Raw genomic sequence first — 18,319 nt, 5'->3', positions numbered from 1 at the left:
GCCACCCAAAACAGTCGTTGTTCGGATTGTGATGCTTTTCGGACACAGTGTGGGGCGCAAGTACGTGTCGAGCATGAGAAATGCAACTATGGCTGGATATTTCCCCGGAATCCGGGAAATGTGCGTGTCTATTGACGTGATGTATTGATTGTCGATGGCGGGATGCCGTCGCGGGGGATTGTTTCGATGCGGGCATGGGGTACTGGGGCCTGGGGAGGCCTCGGCGCGATCTTCACGCGCGGCTATGTAAGCCTTGTTCGTGGTGCATTGGCGCTTCAGCGCATATCGCCCGCGCTTTTCCAGGTGGTTCGCACCAGTGTGATCGCAATATCGCTTTGGTTGGCAAGCACTCTGGCCGCGCACGCGGCATGCACGTGGAACGTTAACTTTACCACCGTCGGCCAGACAAAAACGATCAGTACGAGTTCTTGCGAGCTGATAGGACCGGATAACACCTACGGCAGCTTCTACGATTCGCCGACGACGGATATCCAGTTCGGATACGGACTTGGCGCGAATGATGCCGGAATTCCCGTGGCTGAGCAGAGAACTGGCAGCAATGGCGGAAACTATGAGTTTACGTTCGACGTCAATACCGCGGCCCTCCAGATAAAGCTGCTGACTGCCCCGTCTGGTCCAGACACCTTTTCCGGTTACATGTATACCGGCAATGCGAGCTTTCTCGCGGATACCTTGGCAACGATCAATTTTAACTTTGTACCCGCGCCAACCGTTACGGCACTTTCGCCGAGTTCAGGTCCGACGGCGGGTGGCACGAGTGTCGTGATTACGGGCACCAACTTCACTGGTGCTACGGCCGTATCGTTTGGCGCAACTGCCGCGACGGGTTTTACCATCAACAGTTCAACGCAGATCACCGCGACGGCGCCAGCTCACGCAGCCGGGACGGTGGACGTTACCGTCATGACGTCAAGCGGAACGAGTGCGACCAGCTCTGCTGACCGATTCTCGTTTGTGTCCGCGCCGACGGTGACGTCTGTTTCTCCAACGGCTGGTCCGACGAGCGGTGGTACAACGGTGACCATTACGGGCAGCGGGTTTTCTGCTGCCAATCCGACCGGGGCGGTGAAGTTCGGTGCGACGAACGCGACCTATACGATCAATAGCAACACGCAAATCACAGCGACGGCGCCGGCGAACTCAGCTGGCACGTATGACATCACCGTAACGACGCCGGGCGGTACGAGCGCCACAAGCGCGTCGGACCAATACACCTATGTTTCTGCACCGACGGTGACGTCTGTTTCTCCGACGGCTGGTCCAACGAGTGGTGGTACGACCGTGATCATTACGGGCAGCGGGTTTTCGGCTGCCAATCCCACCGGAGCGGTGAAGTTCGGTGCGACGAACGCGAGCTATACGATCAACAGCAACACGCAGATCACGGCGACATCACCGGCAAATTCGGCGGGCACATACGATATAACCGTGACGACGGTGGGGGGCACGAGCGCGACGAGTGCCGGCGACCAGTTCACCTATATTTCCGCGCCTACGGTGACGTCGGTTTCGCCGACATCGGGCCCGTCGAGCGGTGGCACGACAGTTGTGATCACAGGAACCAAATTCAGCGGTACGATGGCGGTCACGTTCGGAGGAACGGCTGCGACGAGCTTTACGGTTGTCAGTGGCACAACGATCACGGCGACGGCTCCGGCCGGCTCCGGTACGGTGGACATCCGCGTCACGGCTGTGGGGGGCACGAGCGCGACGAGTGCGGCCGACCAGTTTACCTATATCCCCACGCCGACGGTGACGTCGGTTTCGCCGACATCGGGTCCGATGAGCGGTGGCACGACAGTTGTGATCACGGGCACCAATTTCAGCGGTGTGGCGGCGGTGACGTTCGGGGGAACGGCTGCGACGGGCTTTACGGTTGTCAATGGTACGACGATCACGGCGACAGCGCCCACCGGCTCCGGTACGGTGGACATCCGCGTCACAACGGCGGGGGGCACGAGCGCGACGAGTGCGGCCGACCAATTTACGTATATCGCTGCGCCAACGGTAACGTCCGTTTCTCCGACGTCGGGTGCGATGGCCGGTGGAAGAGCGGTCGTGATTACGGGAACGAACCTCTCGGGAGCGACGGAGGTGACGTTCGGGGGAACGGCTGCGACGGGCTATACGGTCAATAGCGCCACGCAGATCACGGCGACCTCACCAGCGGCCACGGCAGGCACGGTAGACGTTCGCGTTACGACGGTGGGCGGCATGAGCGCGACAAGTGCGGCCGATCAGTTCACCTATGTCGCCGCACCGGTGGCCACGAGCTTCACCTATGGTGCGATCGTCCCCTATAATGACGGCGCCAACACGAGTTCGTCGTTCAGCCTGTCCAGCATGGCCAGCAACAATCCGACCAGCTATGCTGTCGGCTCCGCAACGACGGCCCAGGGGGGCTCGGTCAGCGTCAACAGCAGTGGTGATGTCGCCTACACGCCGCCGGTCGGCTATCGCAATGCAAATGATAGCTTCACCTATACGGCGACCAATCTCGGCGGCACGTCAAGCGCGGCCACCGTTACTTTGACGATTGGCAATCCGACGTTTTCGGTCTCGTTGCCGTCTACCACGGCAATCGTCGGCACGGCCTACAACACAGGTGCGGCCTCCGCGACGATCTCGGGTGGGAGACCCTCCTATACGGTTAACAGCTTAAGCGGTCTCCCCTCAGGCATGGGCTACAGCGGTGGGGTGCTGACTGGCACGCCGGCAGCCGACGGCGTATTCACGGTGACCTTCAGCATCACCGATAATTCATCGGGAGCGGGGCCCTATACCACGAACGCCTCGGCAACGCTGACAGTGTCGCTGCCGCCGGTACCTGTCGTGACCGCGTTCACCGCCATGCCGTCGGCCTACAATGCCGGCTCTGCCTCCCCCACGACATTCAGCCTTGCGGGACAGGCCACCAACAATCCCACGGACTATGCGGTCGGTTCCGCGACGTCCGCGAATGGCGGTTCGGTGAGCATCGACAGCGCGGGCCTGGTGACCTACACGCCACCGGTTGGCTTCCGTGGCGATGACAGCTTCACGTTCACAGCGACCAACCAGGGCGGCACCTCGAGCCCCGTCACGGTCACGGTGCCGGTGAACGACCCTGCCTTCTCGTTTACGCTGCCCGCCTCCACCGGTACGGTTGGCGATGTCTATAATAGCGGTGGGGTAAGTGTCAGCGTCATCGGTGGCGCCGGTCCCTATTCCAATTTCTCGGCCAGCGGCCTACCTGCCGGCCTGTCGATCAGCAGCGCGGGCGTGATCTCCGGCACGCCGACGACATCGGGCAATGCCACGGTGACGATCACTGCCATCGATAGTTCCTCGGGGCTTGGCGCCTTTACCGGCACCGCCTCGGTCAGCATAACGGTTGGTGCGCCGACGATCACCATCAACCCCTCGACGCTGTCGCATGCCGGTATCGGCACGGCTTACAGCGCGACATTGACCAATACCGGCGGCTTGGCTCCGGTAAACTTCGCTGTGACGGCCGGCTCGCTGCCGCCCGGCCTGGTGCTGGATCCGGGCGGCTCGATCTCGGGCACGCCAACGGGGGGAGGAACGTACAATTTCACCGTTACCGCAACCGACAGCGCGACGGCATCGGGTCCCTATACGGGGGCCAGAACCTATGCATTGACCGTCAATGCAGCGACGATCGTACTTTCGCCGGCCGCGGGCGCTCTGCCTGCCGGAACGACGGGCATCGCCTATAGCCAGATCATCACAGCTGCCAACGGCACGGAACCCTATAGCTATTCCGTGACTGCCGGCGCGCTTCCCGACGGCCTCACGCTCACCTCGAACGGCATCCTGTCGGGCACGCCAACGGCCAGCGGCACATTCAGCTTCACGATCACCGCGACTGACCGTTCGGTTGGAGCCGGTCCTTATACGAACGCAAATGCCTATACCCTGACGATCGGTACGCCGACGCTCGCGCTCTCGCCTGCTGCAGGGGCACTGCATGCCGGTACGGCCGGTACGGTCTACAGCCAGGCCTTCACCACTTCGAACGGCACGGCGCCCTACAACTATGCCATCACCGGCGGCGCGCTGCCGAATGGTCTGGCACTCAGCGCAGCCGGGGAGATTTCGGGAACGCCTGATGCCGATGGTGCCTATAGCTTCGACATCACGGCGACCGATGCGCATGGTGCCACGGTCACGGCAAGCTACAGCCTTGCCGTCGGCGTGCAGGCGCCCATCGCCAACGCGGTGACGCTGACGGTGGCAGCCAATGCATCGGCCAAGGTGGTGACGCTCAACATAACCGGCGGTGCGGCCAGTACGGTGGCGGTGGCGACGGCGGCTTCGCACGGTACGGCGACGGCGTCCGGAACGACGATCCGCTACAAACCGGCTGCGGGCTATTCCGGCACGGACAGCTTTACCTACACGGCCACTAACGCGATGGGGACATCGTCGCCGGCAACCGTGACCGTGACCGTGGCCGCGCCGACGCTTGCGCTCTCGCCCGCGGCCGGTGCGCTACCGGCCGGTACGGTCGGCACGGCCTACAGCCAGACCTTCACCGCCTCGAACGGTGCGGCGCCCTACAGCTATGCCATTGCCAGCGGTACGCTGCCTGATGGACTGACGCTGAGCACCGCCGGCGTGGTTTCGGGAACACCCGATGCCGATGGGGCCTATAGCTTCGATGTGAAGGCGACTGACGCTTATGGCGCGATCGGGGTGGCAAACTACAGCCTCGCCATCGGCGGACAGGCGCCGATTGCTAATTCGGTGACGCTGACAGTAGCAGCCAATGCATCGGCCAAGGCGGTGACGCTGAACATCACCGGTGGTAAGGCGACGTCCGTTGCGGTGGCCTCTGCCGCCACGCACGGCACGGCAACGGCCTCCGGCAAGAAGATCACCTATAAGCCGGCCGCCGGCTATTCCGGCACGGACAGCTTCACCTATACGGCGACCAATGCCGCCGGCACGTCGTCGCCAGCAACCGTGACGGTGACGGTGACGGCGCCGCCGCTGGCCCTTTCTCCCGCGGCCGGTACGCTGCCGTCCGGGACGGTCGGTACGGCCTATGAACGGACCTTCACGGCCAGCAAGGGCACGGCGCCCTATAGCTATGCGGTGACGACGGGCGCGCTGCCGAGTGGTCTGGCATTGGATAGTGCGACGGGCATGATTAGCGGCAAGCCGGCTGCTGCGGGCAGCATCGACTTTACCATCACGGCCACGGATGCCTATGGCGCCACAGGGACGGCACGCTACAGCCTCGTCATCGGTGGGCAGGTTCCGATCGCCAATGCGGTTGCGCTGACGGTTGCGGCCAATGCATCGGCCAAGGCGGTGACGCTGGATATTACCGGCGGTGCGGCGACATCCGTTGCCGTCGCGACGGCCGCCTCGCATGGCACGGCGACGGCCTCCAGGAAGGCGATCACCTACAAGCCCGTCGCCGGCTATTCCGGCATGGACACCTTCACCTACACGGCCACCAATGCGGCCGGCACGTCGTCGCCGGCAACCGTAACCGTGACCGTGACGCCGCCGAAGATCGTCCTGTCGCCGGCAGCCGGTGCGCTGGCGCGCGGTACGGTCGGCAAGGCCTATCGCCGTGCGCTGACCGCTTCGAAGGGCACGGCGCCTTACAGCTATGCGGTCACGGCGGGAACCCTGCCGGCAGGCCTCACGCTGGACAGTGCGGCCGGCACGATCGGCGGGACGCCGACGGCGGTGGGAAGCTCCGGCTTCACCGTCACCGCAACCGATGCCTATGGCGCGGCGGGATCTGCCACGTACGAGATCGTCGTCAAGATACCCGTCGTGCTCTTCGCTTTCACGCCGCCCGCGGGCAGCCTTGGCAAAACGATGGCGGGTGAGGCCTATAGCCAGCAGATCAAGGCGACCGGCGGCATGGCGCCGTTGCTCTACAGCCTTGCCTCCGGCAAGTTGCCGAAGGGCATGGTGCTGAATGTCTCGACGGGCGAACTGACCGGTCCGCTCGATGCGGGAAGCAAAGGCGACTATACGTTCAGGATTGCGGTCCGCGACAACAACGGCGCGAACGGTTCGGCAACCTACTCGCTCAGCGTCGCCGCGCGCCAGGTCACGGCATCGAACCACGTGGTGGACGTGCCTGCGGGCGGATCGCCCGCCGATGTCTACCTCAACGATGGTGCGACCGGTGGACCGTTCACCGGGGCCGAGACGACTTTCGTGGAGCCCGCCAATTCCGGCACGGCGAAGATTATCCGCGGGCAGGTGGCGCAGGCCGGCCCGGTGAGCGAACCTGCCGGTTGGTATCTGCAGTTCAGCCCGAACCCCACCTTCTCCGGTGCGGCAAAGGTCGGATACCGCCTGGAAAGCGCGCTCGGCGCCTCCAATGTCGGGACGGTCACCTACAATCTGCATCACGACGCCCAGGAGGTCACCGAGGACATCGACGCGCTCGTGCGGGGTTTCGTGGAGACGCGCCAGGGCCTGATCGCTAACGGCATATACGTGCCGGGTCTTCAGGAGCGGCGGCAAATGGAACAGGTGATGGATACGGTGACCGCCCGCATGACGCCTTCGGAAGACGGCATGACGACAAGCTTCTCCACCAGCCTAGTGCAGATGGACGCGGCTCGCGATCGTGCCGATGGTGTCGAGGAGACATCATCCTCCGCCTTCAATGTCTGGATCGATGGTGCCTTCCTGGCCCATAAGCGCGACCAGAACGGCGGCAAGTGGGGTAGCTTCGCCATGCTCAATCTCGGCGCTGACTACCTGATCTCGGACAAGGCGCTGGTCGGCCTGTCCTTCCATCTTGACCGCATGACCGATCCGAGCGATGCGGATGCGGAACTGACCGGCAACGGCTGGCTCGCCGGCCCCTATGCCTCGCTGGAGATCGGCAAGGGCGTGTTCTGGGATACGAGCCTGCTCTACGGCGGCTCGGCCAACGACATCGATACCGCCTTCTGGGATGGTGCATTCGACACGCAGCGCTGGATGATCGACACGGCCATCAAGGGCGAGTGGCAGATCGGCGAGGCGACGGTGCTGACGCCGAAGCTCCGGGCAATCTACTTCAACGAGAAGGTCGACGACTACACGGTGCAAAACGGCGATGGCGACGAACTGGATATCGAAGGCTTCGACGCCGAACAGTTCCGGGTAAGCCTCGGAGCGGAGATCGCGCGGTCCTTCACGCTGGAGAGCGGCGCGACGGTAACGCCTAAGCTGGGCGTGACGGCGGGTTACGCCGGCCTCGACGGCTCCGGCTTCTATGGATCGGTCACCGCCGGTATCGCCATGCAGACCTCGGACTTCTGGATGCTGGAGGCAAGCCTGCTACTCAACATCGAGGGTGACGGCCAGAAATCCGTCGGTGCATCCGTCCGCGCAGGAAAACAGTTCTGAACCTACATTGTGAGGAGCCGCCTCCTCCTCACAATGGCCTCTACTCGCTCAAAAGTCGTTTTATCGACGAGATCACCGCAGGAAGGCCATCTTTATTCCAACCCACCAGTTTTATATGAGGAATGTCTGCCGACGATGGTGGGTGTCGGAATGAGTAAATCAGGTGGAACCTGCCCCGCGAGCGGCCAAGAGCGCGTTGATGGCTCCCCATTTCCGCCCGCTGCCGGACATGGCGCGGACTGTGGTGTTGTCGATGCTGTAGTGACCGCTGTCTACCATAATCTCGGCCAGCGTAACCCACGACCACGGTTTTCGGATCAATGGGCAACAAACCCTTCAGAACGGTTGCCGCCGTGTGCGAGGCGGCTATTCTTCACGTATGGAGCATTCATCCCTCGTAGCTTTTTTGAATGGAGATTTGTCGCCGGACGCATTCGGTCGCGAAATCGCGAACGAGGTGAATGCCTGCGAGCATTGTGTCAAGACGGAGGGCTTGGCCTACATCATAGTGACTGACGGACCGCCCCAAGTGATTACCCGCTATCACGCCCGCAGGCTCCTTGAAGCGATGCTGTCGGACCAACTGGCTTTTCTCGCGGCGAACTACACCGCCGATTGTCTCATGATGAGCGACGACTTTGATTTTGCCGACGAAGCGGTTGCCGATGCGATTGCGCTCCTTGCGGACGATAGCAGGCCACTAACGCATGATGAGATGGAAGCCGCGATTGCAACGCTCAGCTGAGCTTAAATTTGTCCACGCCACCTAGGCGAAAACCCACTCGATCTCGCTGTGCGCCGTTGCCGCGCCTGTGTGTGGAGGCGTCGCAATCGGCGTTTGTCGAGCGCGGGCGGCCTGAGCTACGAATACCAGATCGATCTACCGACCTTCCGCGGCCTGGATCCGAAGCTCAGCCTCAACGACAATTCCAGCCGCAAGACGAAGGTCGCCGGCACCTAGCAGGGCTGGATCGGCTACGGCTGGCGCCTGGAGGGTGTATCCGTCATCGAGCGCATGCGCCTGAAGATGGGCATCCCGTCGTTTGACGAAGACAAGATCGAAATCTTCTATTGGGTTCAACAAGTTCACCATGTAAAAGTCAACGCCGGCAGGCTTCCTAGAGCGGCATCATGTCTATGGTGGCATTAAACTCTGTTCGTAACCGTACGATGGTTTCCGCGCCCCATAGAAAATCGCCTTCCGCGCTCTAAATTTCTCGAGAACCAGGGGGATTTCATGAGTGAAACGGCGACAGATGTCCAGCAAGTCGATGTGCGGAATTCGGCCAAGGCATGGGACGAGATGAAAGTCATTGCGGCGGAGGACGCAACCGCCCTCCTCGAAGTACTCACGGCCGTAAGACGAGGCGAGTTCTCGAGCCGAATGCGACCGGATTTGACCGGGCTTGCTGGCAAGGTAGCCGACGCGCTCAACGACATCATCGCCGCCAATGAGCGTATGGCCCAGCAGCTTGAGCACGTCGGCCAGGTCGTGGGTCGGGATGGACGAACGAGCACGCGCGTCCGGTTTGGCCTCTCGGATGGACGTTGGTCGGAAATGGAGGGATCGATCAATCAGCTGATCGACGATCTTCTGTGGCCGACGACGGCTGTGACGCGGACGATTGCCGCCGTCGCCAAGGGTGACCTGCTGCACACGGTTCCGCTCGATGTCGATGGCCGGCCGCTCAAAGGCGAATTCCTGCGCTCGGCCGGGATCGTCAATACGATGATCAAGCAACTCGGCGTCTTCACCTCCGAAGTCACCCGCGTTGCTCGCGAAGTCGGTACGGATGGCAAGCTTGGTGGCCAGGCGCAGGTTCCGGAAGTGACGGGGGTCTGGAAGGATCTGACCGAGAGCGTCAACTCGATGGCCTCCAATCTGACGGCACAGGTGCGTAACATCGCCGACGTGACGATCGCGGTCGCGAACGGGGACCTGTCCAAGAAGATCACCGTCGATGTGCGCGGCGAGATTCTGCAGTTGAAGGAAGCCATCAATACGATGGTGGACCAGCTGCGCTCCTTCGCATCGGAAGTGACGCGTGTCGCGCGCGAGGTCGGTACGGAAGGCAAGCTTGGCGGCCAGGCTCTGGTGCCGGGGGTGGCGGGAACGTGGAAGGACCTGACCGACAGCGTCAATGCCATGTGCGGCAACCTGACCGCACAGGTGCGCAACATCGCCCAGGTCACGACCGCCGTGGCGCGCGGCGACCTGTCGCGCAAGATCACGGTGGACGTCTCGGGGGAAATCTTGGAGCTGAAAGAGACCATCAACACGATGGTCGACCAGTTGAACGGCTTTGCCGGCGAGGTGACGCGCGTGGCGCGCGAGGTGGGCACGGAAGGCCGGCTCGGCGGCCAGGCACAGGTTCCGGGTGTCGCCGGCACCTGGAAGGATTTGACCGACAACGTGAACTCCATGGCCTCCAACCTGACGGCGCAGGTGCGCAACATCGCGGAGGTCTCGACCGCCATCGCAAACGGCGACCTGTCGAAGAAGATCACGGTGACCGTCTCCGGCGAAATCCTGGAACTGAAGGAGACCATCAATACGATGGTCGACCAGCTCAACGCCTTCGCCTCGGAGGTGACACGCGTGGCGCGCGAAGTCGGCACGGAGGGGCGGCTGGGCGGACAGGCCGATGTTCGCGGTGTTGCCGGCACGTGGAAGGACCTGACCGAGAACGTCAACTCGATGGCGGGGAATCTCACGGCACAGATGCGCAACATTGCCGAGGTCTCGACCGCCATCGCCAATGGCGACCTTTCGAAGAAGATCACGGTGACCGTCTCCGGTGAAATTCTGGAGCTGAAGGAAACCATCAACACGATGGTCGACCAGCTCAATGCCTTTGCCTCGGAAGTGACGCGCGTGGCGCGCGAAGTGGGCACCGAAGGCCAGCTCGGCGGCCAGGCCAATGTCCGCGGCGTTGCCGGCACCTGGAAGGACCTGACCGACAGCGTCAACTCGATGGCCTCGAACCTGACGGCGCAGGTGCGCAATATCGCGGAGGTGGCGACGGCCGTCGCGCAGGGTGACCTGTCGAAGAAGATCACCGTGACCGTATCGGGCGAAATCCTCGAACTCAAGGAGACCATCAATACGATGGTCGACCAGTTAAACGGCTTTGCCGGCGAAGTAACGCGTGTCGCCCGCGAGGTCGGCACGGAAGGGCGGCTCGGCGGTCAGGCGAACGTGCTCGGCGTCGCCGGCACCTGGAAGGACCTCACCGACAGCGTCAATTCGATGGCGGGCAACCTGACGGCGCAGGTCCGCAATATCGCGGAGGTTTCGACCGCCATCGCGAATGGCGACCTATCGAAGAAAATTACTGTGTCAGTCTCGGGCGAAATCCTTGAGCTGAAGGAAACGCTCAACACCATGGTGGACCAGTTGAACCGGTTCGCCTCCGAGGTGACGCGTGTGGCGCGCGAAGTGGGAACGGAAGGCAAGCTCGGCGGGCAGGCGCAAGTACCTGGGGTCGCCGGCACCTGGAAGGACCTCACCGAAAACGTCAATTCCATGGCATCGAACCTGACCGGCCAGGTCCGCAATATCGCCGAAGTAACGACCGCGGTGGCCCGGGGCGACCTGTCGCGCAAGATCACCGTCGACGTGAAGGGCGAAATCCTTGAGCTGAAAAACACCATCAACACCATGGTGGATCAGCTCAATGCCTTTGCAGGCGAAGTGACACGAGTGGCGCGCGAGGTCGGCACGGAAGGCAAGCTCGGCGGCCAGGCGCAGGTTTCCGGTGTTGCAGGAACGTGGAAGGACCTGACAGACAGCGTCAATTCCATGGCCGGCAACCTGACGGCGCAGGTGCGCAACATCGCCGAGGTCGCCACCGCCATCGCCAATGGCGACCTGTCGCGCAAGATCACTGTCGACGTGCGCGGCGAAATCCTGCTGCTCAAGGATACGCTCAACACGATGGTGGACCAGCTGCGCTCCTTTGCCGGCGAGGTGACGCGCGTCGCCCGCGAAGTGGGCACCGACGGGCGCCTCGGCGGCCAAGCCGTCGTTCCCGGCGTCGCCGGGACGTGGAAGGACCTGACCGACAACGTCAACCTGCTTGCCGCCAACCTGACGACGCAGGTGCGCAACATCGCCGAGGTCACCACCGCCGTGGCGCGCGGCGACCTGTCGCGCAAGATCACCGTCGACGTGAAGGGCGAAATCCTCGAACTCAAGAACACCATCAACACGATGGTGGATCAGCTCAACGCCTTCGCTGGCGAAGTGACGCGCGTGGCGCGCGAGGTTGGCACCGAAGGCAAGCTCGGCGGACAGGCACAGGTCCCGGGTGTCGCCGGCACCTGGAAGGACCTCACCGATACGGTCAACGTCATGGCCGCCAACCTGACGGAGCAGGTGCGCGGTATCGTCAAGGTGGTGACGGCGGTTGCCAACGGCGACCTGAAGCAGAACCTCACCGTCGCCTCCAAGGGCGAGGTGGCCGCACTTGCCGAAACCATCAACAACATGACCAACACGCTGGCAACCTTTGCCGATCAGGTGACTACGGTGGCGCGTGAAGTCGGCGTCGAGGGGCGCCTTGGCGGGCAGGCCAATGTTCCCGGCACGGCCGGCACCTGGAAGGATCTTACCGGCAACGTGAACCTGCTGGCTGCCAATCTGACCACGCAGGTGCGCGCCATCGCCGAAGTCGCGACCGCCGTCACCAAGGGCGACCTGACGCGGTCGATCCAAGTCGAGGCCCGCGGCGAGGTCGCGGAGCTCAAGGACAATATCAACACCATGATCGACAATCTCCGTCTCACCACGGAGAGAAACACGGAGCAGGACTGGCTGAAGACCAACCTGGCGCGTTTCACCAACATGCTGCAGGGCCAGCGCGACCTGACGCTGGTTGGCAAGATGCTGCTCTCGGAGCTTGCGCCGCTGGTCGGCGCCCATCAGGGGGTCATCTACCAGGTGGACGATGCCGAAGGGCCGCAGCCAATGCTGTCACTGTTGTCGACCTATGCCGAGGGGGTGGAAGCGAGCCATCCCAAACAACTGGCGTTTGGACAGGGCCTTGTCGGCCAATGCGCGAGCGATGCGCGGCGGATCCTCGTCACCAACCTTCCCGAAAACGTCGTACCCATCAGCTCCGGCGTGTTTTCGACGCTGCCGAGAAGCGCCATCGTCCTGCCGGTCCATTTCGAGGGGCAGGTGAAGGCGGTGATCGAGCTTGCCTCCGCTGGCCACTTTACCGAGTTGCAATTGTCCTTCCTTGACCAGCTCACAACCTCTATCGGGATTGTCCTCAATTCGATCGAGGCGACCATGCAGACCGAGGGTCTGCTTAAGCAATCCCAGCAGCTTGCAGCAGAGCTTCAGACCCAGCAACGCGAACTGCAACAGACCAACGAGCAGCTCGAACAGAAGGCGCAGCAGCTCGAAGAGCGCAATGTCGAGGTGGAAGCCAAGAACCAGGAAATCGAACAAGCGCGCCGGGCGCTGGAGGAAAAGGCCACGGAACTCGCGCTGACATCGAAATACAAGTCGGAATTCCTTGCAAACATGTCGCACGAGCTGCGCACGCCGCTGAACTCCATCCTCATCCTCGGCCAGCAGTTGGGGGAAAACCCGGAGCGGAACCTCTCCGACAAGCAGGTTGAATTCGCCAAGACCATCCACGGCGCAGGCACGGATCTGCTGAACCTCATCAGCGACATTCTCGATCTCTCCAAGATCGAGTCAGGCACGGTTTCGGTCGATGCGGAGGAGATCTTCATTCACAATCTCCTGGAAATGATGGCGCGGCCGTTTCGCCATGAGGCGGACAATCGCGGCCTTGTCTTCGACGTGGATATCGGCACCGATGTTGCCCGCAGCATCATCACCGATTCCAAGCGTCTGCAGCAAATCCTGAAGAACCTGCTGTCGAACGCCTTTAAATTCACCGCGGAGGGTGGCGTGACCCTTCGGGTTTCGGCGGCGGAAGGCGGCTGGTCCCAAGATCACCCCTCGCTGAAACACGCGCCGTCCGTTATCGCCTTCGAGGTGACCGATACCGGCATCGGCATTCCTCCGGAAAAACAGCGTCTCATCTTCGAGGCCTTTCAGCAGGCCGACGCCTCGACCAGTCGCAAGTATGGCGGCACGGGCCTCGGGCTTGCGATCAGCCGCGAACTGGCAAACCTGCTTGGCGGCGAAATCCAGCTTCGCAGTACGCCCGGAACGGGGAGCACCTTTGTGCTCTACCTGCCGCTCACTTATATCGGTGCCGGTGCCGGCGCGCCCAAGGCGTTGTCGGCCCCGAGCAACGTCGTGCAACTTTCGCAGGCGGCCGCGAACAGGCGCATGGAAAAACCCACCGAACAGGTCGAAGACGACCGAGAGCGGATTGCCGGCGGCGATACCGTGCTGCTGGTGGTGGAGGACGACGCCCACTATGCGCGGGTCCTGGTGGACCTTGCCCGCGACAGCGGTTTCAAGGTTCTGGTAGCGATGCGCGGCGCCGATGCGCTGGCACTGGCGCAGGAATACAGGCCGGCGGCGATCTCGCTCGATATCTTCCTGCCAGACATGCTGGGCTGGACGGTTCTGAGCCAGCTCAAGCAGAACCCGCTGACCCGCCATATTCCCGTGCAGATTATCACCCTCGATGAGGACCGCCAGCACGGCCTGACTCGCGGCGCCTTCGCCTTCATGAGCAAACCCACCACGCCCGAAGGCCTCGGCAAGGCGTTGACGCGCCTCAAGTCCTATGCCCAGCCGCGCCGCAAGCGGTTGCTGCTGGTGGAGGACAACGAGGCCGAGCGGCTGAGCGTCCGAGCGCTGCTCGGCCACGACGATATCGATATTGAAAGCGTTGGATCCGGCTCCGAAGCATTGGCTTCGCTCAAGGCGCATTCGACCGACTGTGTCGTACTCGACCTGTCCTTGCCTGACATGTCGGGCTTCGAGGTTCTGGAGAAACTCCGCGACGACCCCGAGATCGGTGAAGTGCCGGTCGTCGTCTTCACCGGCCGCGAGCTTTCACCCGAGGAGGATGCGCAGCTCCACAGCATGGCCCGAAGTGTAGTCGTGAAAGGCGTCGAATCACCCGAGCGACTGCTGGATGAGACGGCGCTCTTCCTGCACCGTGTCGTCGCCGACATGCCACCTGCCAAGCAGGCAATGCTGGAGGAGCTTCACAGTTCGGACGAGGATCTCGTCGGAGAGACCGTTTTGCTGGTGGATGACGATGCCCGCAACATCTTCGCACTGAGCAGCGTGCTGGAAAGACGCGGCATGAAGGTGCTGACAGCGACCACCGGGAGCGAGGCAATAGAGGTGATCAACCGCGAGCCAGCCGTGGCGATCGTGTTGATGGACATCATGATGCCAGGAATGGACGGCTACGAGACCATGCAGGTCATCCGCGCCGATCCAAACTTCCGCCGTCTGCCGATCCTGGCGCTGACCGCTAAGGCGATGAAGGGTGACCGTGAGAAATGCCTGGAGGCCGGGGCTTCTGATTACCTCGCCAAGCCCGTCAATACCGAGCAACTGCTGTCGGCGCTGCGAATGTGGCTGCACCGCTGAGGACCTGGCCATGGACCCCGTCAATATTCTCCTCGTCGACGATCAGCCCGCAAAACTCCTCAGCTATGAGGTCATCCTCCAAGGATTGGGTGAGACGTTGATCAAAGCCCAGTCCGGCCGGGAAGCGCTGGAACATCTATTGCGCACCGATATCGCCGTCATCCTGGTGGATGTCTGCATGCCCGAGCAGGATGGCTTCGAGCTTGTCAGCATGATACGCGAACATCCGCGCTATCAGAATACGGCAATCATCTTCGTCTCGGCCGTCATGATGGCCGAGCCTGATCGTCTTCGCGGCTACGAGGCCGGCGCCGTCGATTACGTGTCGGTCCCGATCGTGCCGGAAGTCTTGCGCGCTAAGGTCCGGGTCTTCGCCGATCTGTTCCGCAAGACGCGCGAGCTGGAACGTCTGAATGCCGATCTTGAGGCGCGGGTGCGAGAAAGGACTGCTGCGCTTGAGGCCTCATCGGCCCAACTGGTCCAGCTCAACGAGGACTTGGAACACCGCATCAACCAGCGCACGCGTGAGCGGGAAGAGGCGCTCGCACAGCTTTTCGAGGCGCAGAAACTGGACACGATCGGACAACTGACCGGGGGTGTCGCACATGATTTCAACAATCTGTTGATGGTCATTCAAGGCGGCCTCAACCTGCTCAAGAAACGTCTTCCACCCGACGAAAGGAGCGAGCGTCTCCTTCTGAACGCTCTTCAAGCCACGGAGCGCGGCACAGCATTGACGCAGCGCTTGCTTTCGTTCGCGCGCCGACAGGACCTGAAGCCACAAGCTGTCGATTTCCCTCGACTCTTCGAGAGTATCAAGGATCTTCTCAGCAAGGCAGTCGGCCCGCGTACGTTGGTCCAGCCGACGCTTCCCGATGATCTGCCGCTTGTCCTGGTAGATGGCAATCAACTGGAGCTTGCCTTGCTGAACCTGTTCGTCAACGCCCGGGACGCTATGGACAGGGGCGGGACGGTCACGGTGCAGGCGTCGGAAACGCTCGATCGCCGCCCAGCCTCGTTGAGCAGCGATCGCTATGTCCGTATAACCGTGGCAGACACCGGTCACGGCATGGACGACGTCACACTTGCCCGCGCCACGGAACCGTTCTTCACGACCAAAGGGGTCGGCAAGGGGACCGGGCTCGGCCTCTCGATGGTACATGGCTTGGCCGCGCAGTCTGGCGGCGCGTTGGAGATCGCCAGCCGCCCCGGTGCTGGAACGCAGGTATCACTTTGGCTGCCGGTCGCCGAGCGCATCAACGCAACGATACGCGGCGGCGCGGAGATCGAATTGTCTCGCGTGCCAGCGCGGCTGGACCCGCTCACAATCTTAGTCGTCGACGACGACACGCTGGTTAGGATGGGCACGGCGGCGATGGTTGAGGATTTGGGGCACGGCACCATCGAAGCGGCCTCCGCCACACAGGCGCTGGACGTCTTGTCGGGATCGCTGACATGCGATCTGGTCATCACAGACCACGCCATGCCGGGTATGACGGGCGCCGAACTCGCGAAGCATCTCAAAGCGAAGTTTCCGACATTGCCTGTCATTCTCGCGTCGGGCTACGCCGAACTCTCGGGGGACAGCGAGTTCCCGAACATGCCGCGTTTGTCAAAACCTTTTACGCAGGAGCAGCTACGTGCGGCCATCGAACGCGCGTGCATTGCACCGGTCTGAAGGGACGGCGCCAGCACTGGTCCAGGAGGTTCTTCTGCGCACCGACGGCGGCGGCACCCGGTCTGGCGGCATCGGAACTCTGCTGCGCGGCAGGCATTTTTGCGCCGCTTTAGGTGTCACCGTTGCAATCGCATCGCCTAGTGCTAGTTCCAGGCGGACAAACTGAGGGTCTGGAGGGTCTAATGAACAGCAGCGTTTCCGAGCGGGCAAAGGTGGCATCGAGGGGCTGGTCGATATCCTTTCCGGTGGATTGTCTCGCGGGGATGTTTTCCTGCTCGATGGATCGCCAGGCACCGGCAAAACCACGATCGCCTTGCCGTTCTTTCAGAAGGGTTCAATTCCTTCGTTTGTAACTAGGTCTTCAGCGACAATTTCACATGCTGCTTTTCGTGCATCACGAATCGCGTGTCCAAGCGAGGCAAACTCGTGTCCTTCCGCGTCGATCTCGCAACGCTCGACGCCACGAATGTGAAGAAAAAAGCGTGGCATGCGCGGTGAACTATTTTCATCCGGCGAAGTTCATTGCCGCAAGTTTCGCGGTCGGACATGAACCACAACAGGCCCACGGAGAGCGCAGGGCGCTTCCGCCTTCAGCGCCTTGATGTTCTGCCGGTCGCCGGGCTTGCGGCAAGCTCTTCACAACAAGGATCCGGGGACACGTCCGTCAAAACACACCAACCTGAAGGTCGCCAAGCAACGTTCGAGCGTTGCGGCATTGCCGCCGAGCAGGCCTTCAGCTGAGCCATTCAGATTCCGTCGCGCTCATCAATCCCATCATGTTCCGCGCGCCCATCGAGTCAATGGGCTTCAAAACACTCAACCCGCTTGCACGGAACCCCAGTCGTCAAACGGAATTACCGCAATCTAGAGACATGCACCCGGTTCTTTTTGCCCGCTCCATTATGACTTCGCCTATAAGAAATCTGTTGCCGAGAACAATTTAGCCCGCGCCGCTGACAGCGCGCATGTATGCCGGTGCTATACGGGAGATGCGCTGCCGACGATCGTTCGAATCCACGACGTTAGTCTATGATCTCGGCACCTCCCGCGTTCAGACGAGCGAGGCCCTCCTTCATTTCCCGCAGCCGCTCGGGCGTGTGGGCTTGCCATTTCGTCACTTCGGCAATTACGCGCAATGGATTGCGTGAGCGGTAGGACAATGTCGGATTGCCGGGAAATTTCTTGTCTGTCAGGTTGGGGTCGTCTTCGACGGGACCGGTCGGTTCCACGACGTAGATACGTTCCTTCTCGGTGCCACCCGCCAACTCCGCGCCCCAGATCGCGGCATCGAGTGTGCCTGTGAAATACACCCACGACAGGGACTTCGCGTCCGTGAAATTCGACTGGTAGCCGACGGTGATCAGATCGCCGGGCGCGAGATCAGCTTTGGTTCCATGGAAGAACGACTGGGCAAACATGGTTGCGGTAGCAGACATGGATTCCGTCCTTTGATTGGTATAGGCTTCTGTAGAATGTCGGGGACACACATGGCCGGATCAGGCCGAGCCAAAGTGTCGTTCAAGATAGTCGACACCGAACCAAACGATATCGTTCGCATCGAATAAATAGCATTGTGCGTCACCGACCGGGCCTTCCCGATGACGCTGCAGCTTGACATAGGCATTGGCAATCGTTTCGACAGCGTCGGGCTCTCCTTCAATGGCGAAACAATCGAGAATGCCGTTGGAGTCGAAGTCTTC

The 18,319-nt window shown here is 61.9% G+C and carries 7 protein-coding genes and 3 pseudogenes; 6 read left to right on the top strand and 4 right to left on the bottom strand.

The window, feature by feature from the left end; translation table 11 throughout:
* Positions 1 to 162: 162 nt before the first annotated feature.
* The gene (locus ACOZKU_RS12115) at positions 163 to 7,398 is read left to right on the top strand and encodes an IPT/TIG domain-containing protein (protein WP_421579077.1); all 7,236 of its coding nucleotides are present in this window, start codon (positions 163 to 165) and stop codon (positions 7,396 to 7,398) included.
* Positions 7,399 to 7,564: 166 nt separating this feature from the next.
* Here the strand turns inward: ACOZKU_RS12115 and ACOZKU_RS12110 are convergent.
* Positions 7,565 to 7,695, bottom strand: a pseudogene (locus tag ACOZKU_RS12110) (IS5/IS1182 family transposase); the annotation flags it as partial.
* Positions 7,696 to 7,816: 121 nt separating this feature from the next.
* Between ACOZKU_RS12110 and ACOZKU_RS12105 the strand changes: the two are divergent.
* The 5 genes and pseudogenes from ACOZKU_RS12105 to ACOZKU_RS12085 all read left to right on the top strand — a co-directional run.
* Entirely contained in the window at positions 7,817 to 8,143 is a 327-nt protein-coding gene (locus tag ACOZKU_RS12105; RefSeq protein WP_421579076.1) for a hypothetical protein, read from the top strand.
* 93 nt (positions 8,144 to 8,236) lie between these two features.
* Positions 8,237 to 8,359 (top strand): hypothetical protein, encoded by a 123-nt coding sequence (locus tag ACOZKU_RS12100; RefSeq protein ID WP_421579075.1) that lies wholly within the window; start codon positions 8,237 to 8,239, stop codon positions 8,357 to 8,359.
* Positions 8,360 to 8,635: 276 nt separating this feature from the next.
* Positions 8,636 to 14,941 (top strand): HAMP domain-containing protein, encoded by a 6,306-nt coding sequence (locus tag ACOZKU_RS12095; RefSeq protein ID WP_421579074.1) that lies wholly within the window; start codon positions 8,636 to 8,638, stop codon positions 14,939 to 14,941.
* Positions 14,942 to 14,951: 10 nt separating this feature from the next.
* Positions 14,952 to 16,619: a response regulator gene (locus ACOZKU_RS12090; RefSeq protein ID WP_421579073.1), complete on the top strand. Its 1,668-nt coding sequence runs from the start codon at positions 14,952 to 14,954 to the stop codon at positions 16,617 to 16,619.
* Positions 16,620 to 16,836: 217 nt separating this feature from the next.
* Positions 16,837 to 16,956, top strand: a pseudogene (locus ACOZKU_RS12085) (ATPase domain-containing protein); the annotation flags it as partial.
* Here ACOZKU_RS12085 and ACOZKU_RS12080 read toward each other — a convergent pair.
* The 3 genes and pseudogenes from ACOZKU_RS12080 to ACOZKU_RS12070 all read right to left on the bottom strand — a co-directional run.
* Positions 16,944 to 17,108, bottom strand: coding sequence for a DUF6894 family protein (locus ACOZKU_RS12080; RefSeq protein WP_421579072.1), 165 nt, complete (start codon positions 17,106 to 17,108; stop codon positions 16,944 to 16,946). The pseudogene ACOZKU_RS12085 and the gene ACOZKU_RS12080 sit on opposite strands and share 13 nt — an antisense overlap.
* 533 nt (positions 17,109 to 17,641) lie before the next feature.
* Positions 17,642 to 18,055, bottom strand: a complete 414-nt coding sequence (arr, locus tag ACOZKU_RS12075) for an NAD(+)--rifampin ADP-ribosyltransferase (protein WP_421579071.1) — start codon at positions 18,053 to 18,055, stop codon at positions 17,642 to 17,644.
* A 60-nt stretch (positions 18,056 to 18,115) separates the two neighbouring features.
* Positions 18,116 to 18,319: pseudogene (locus ACOZKU_RS12070) on the bottom strand (AAC(3) family aminoglycoside 3-N-acetyltransferase); the annotation flags it as partial.

The sequence above is a fragment of the Shinella sp. M31 genome, from assembly GCF_049199205.1.
GTDB lineage: Bacteria > Pseudomonadota > Alphaproteobacteria > Rhizobiales > Rhizobiaceae > Shinella.
The sequence above is the reverse complement of the archived record's forward strand: the minus strand, read 5'-3'. Positions and strand labels throughout refer to the sequence as shown.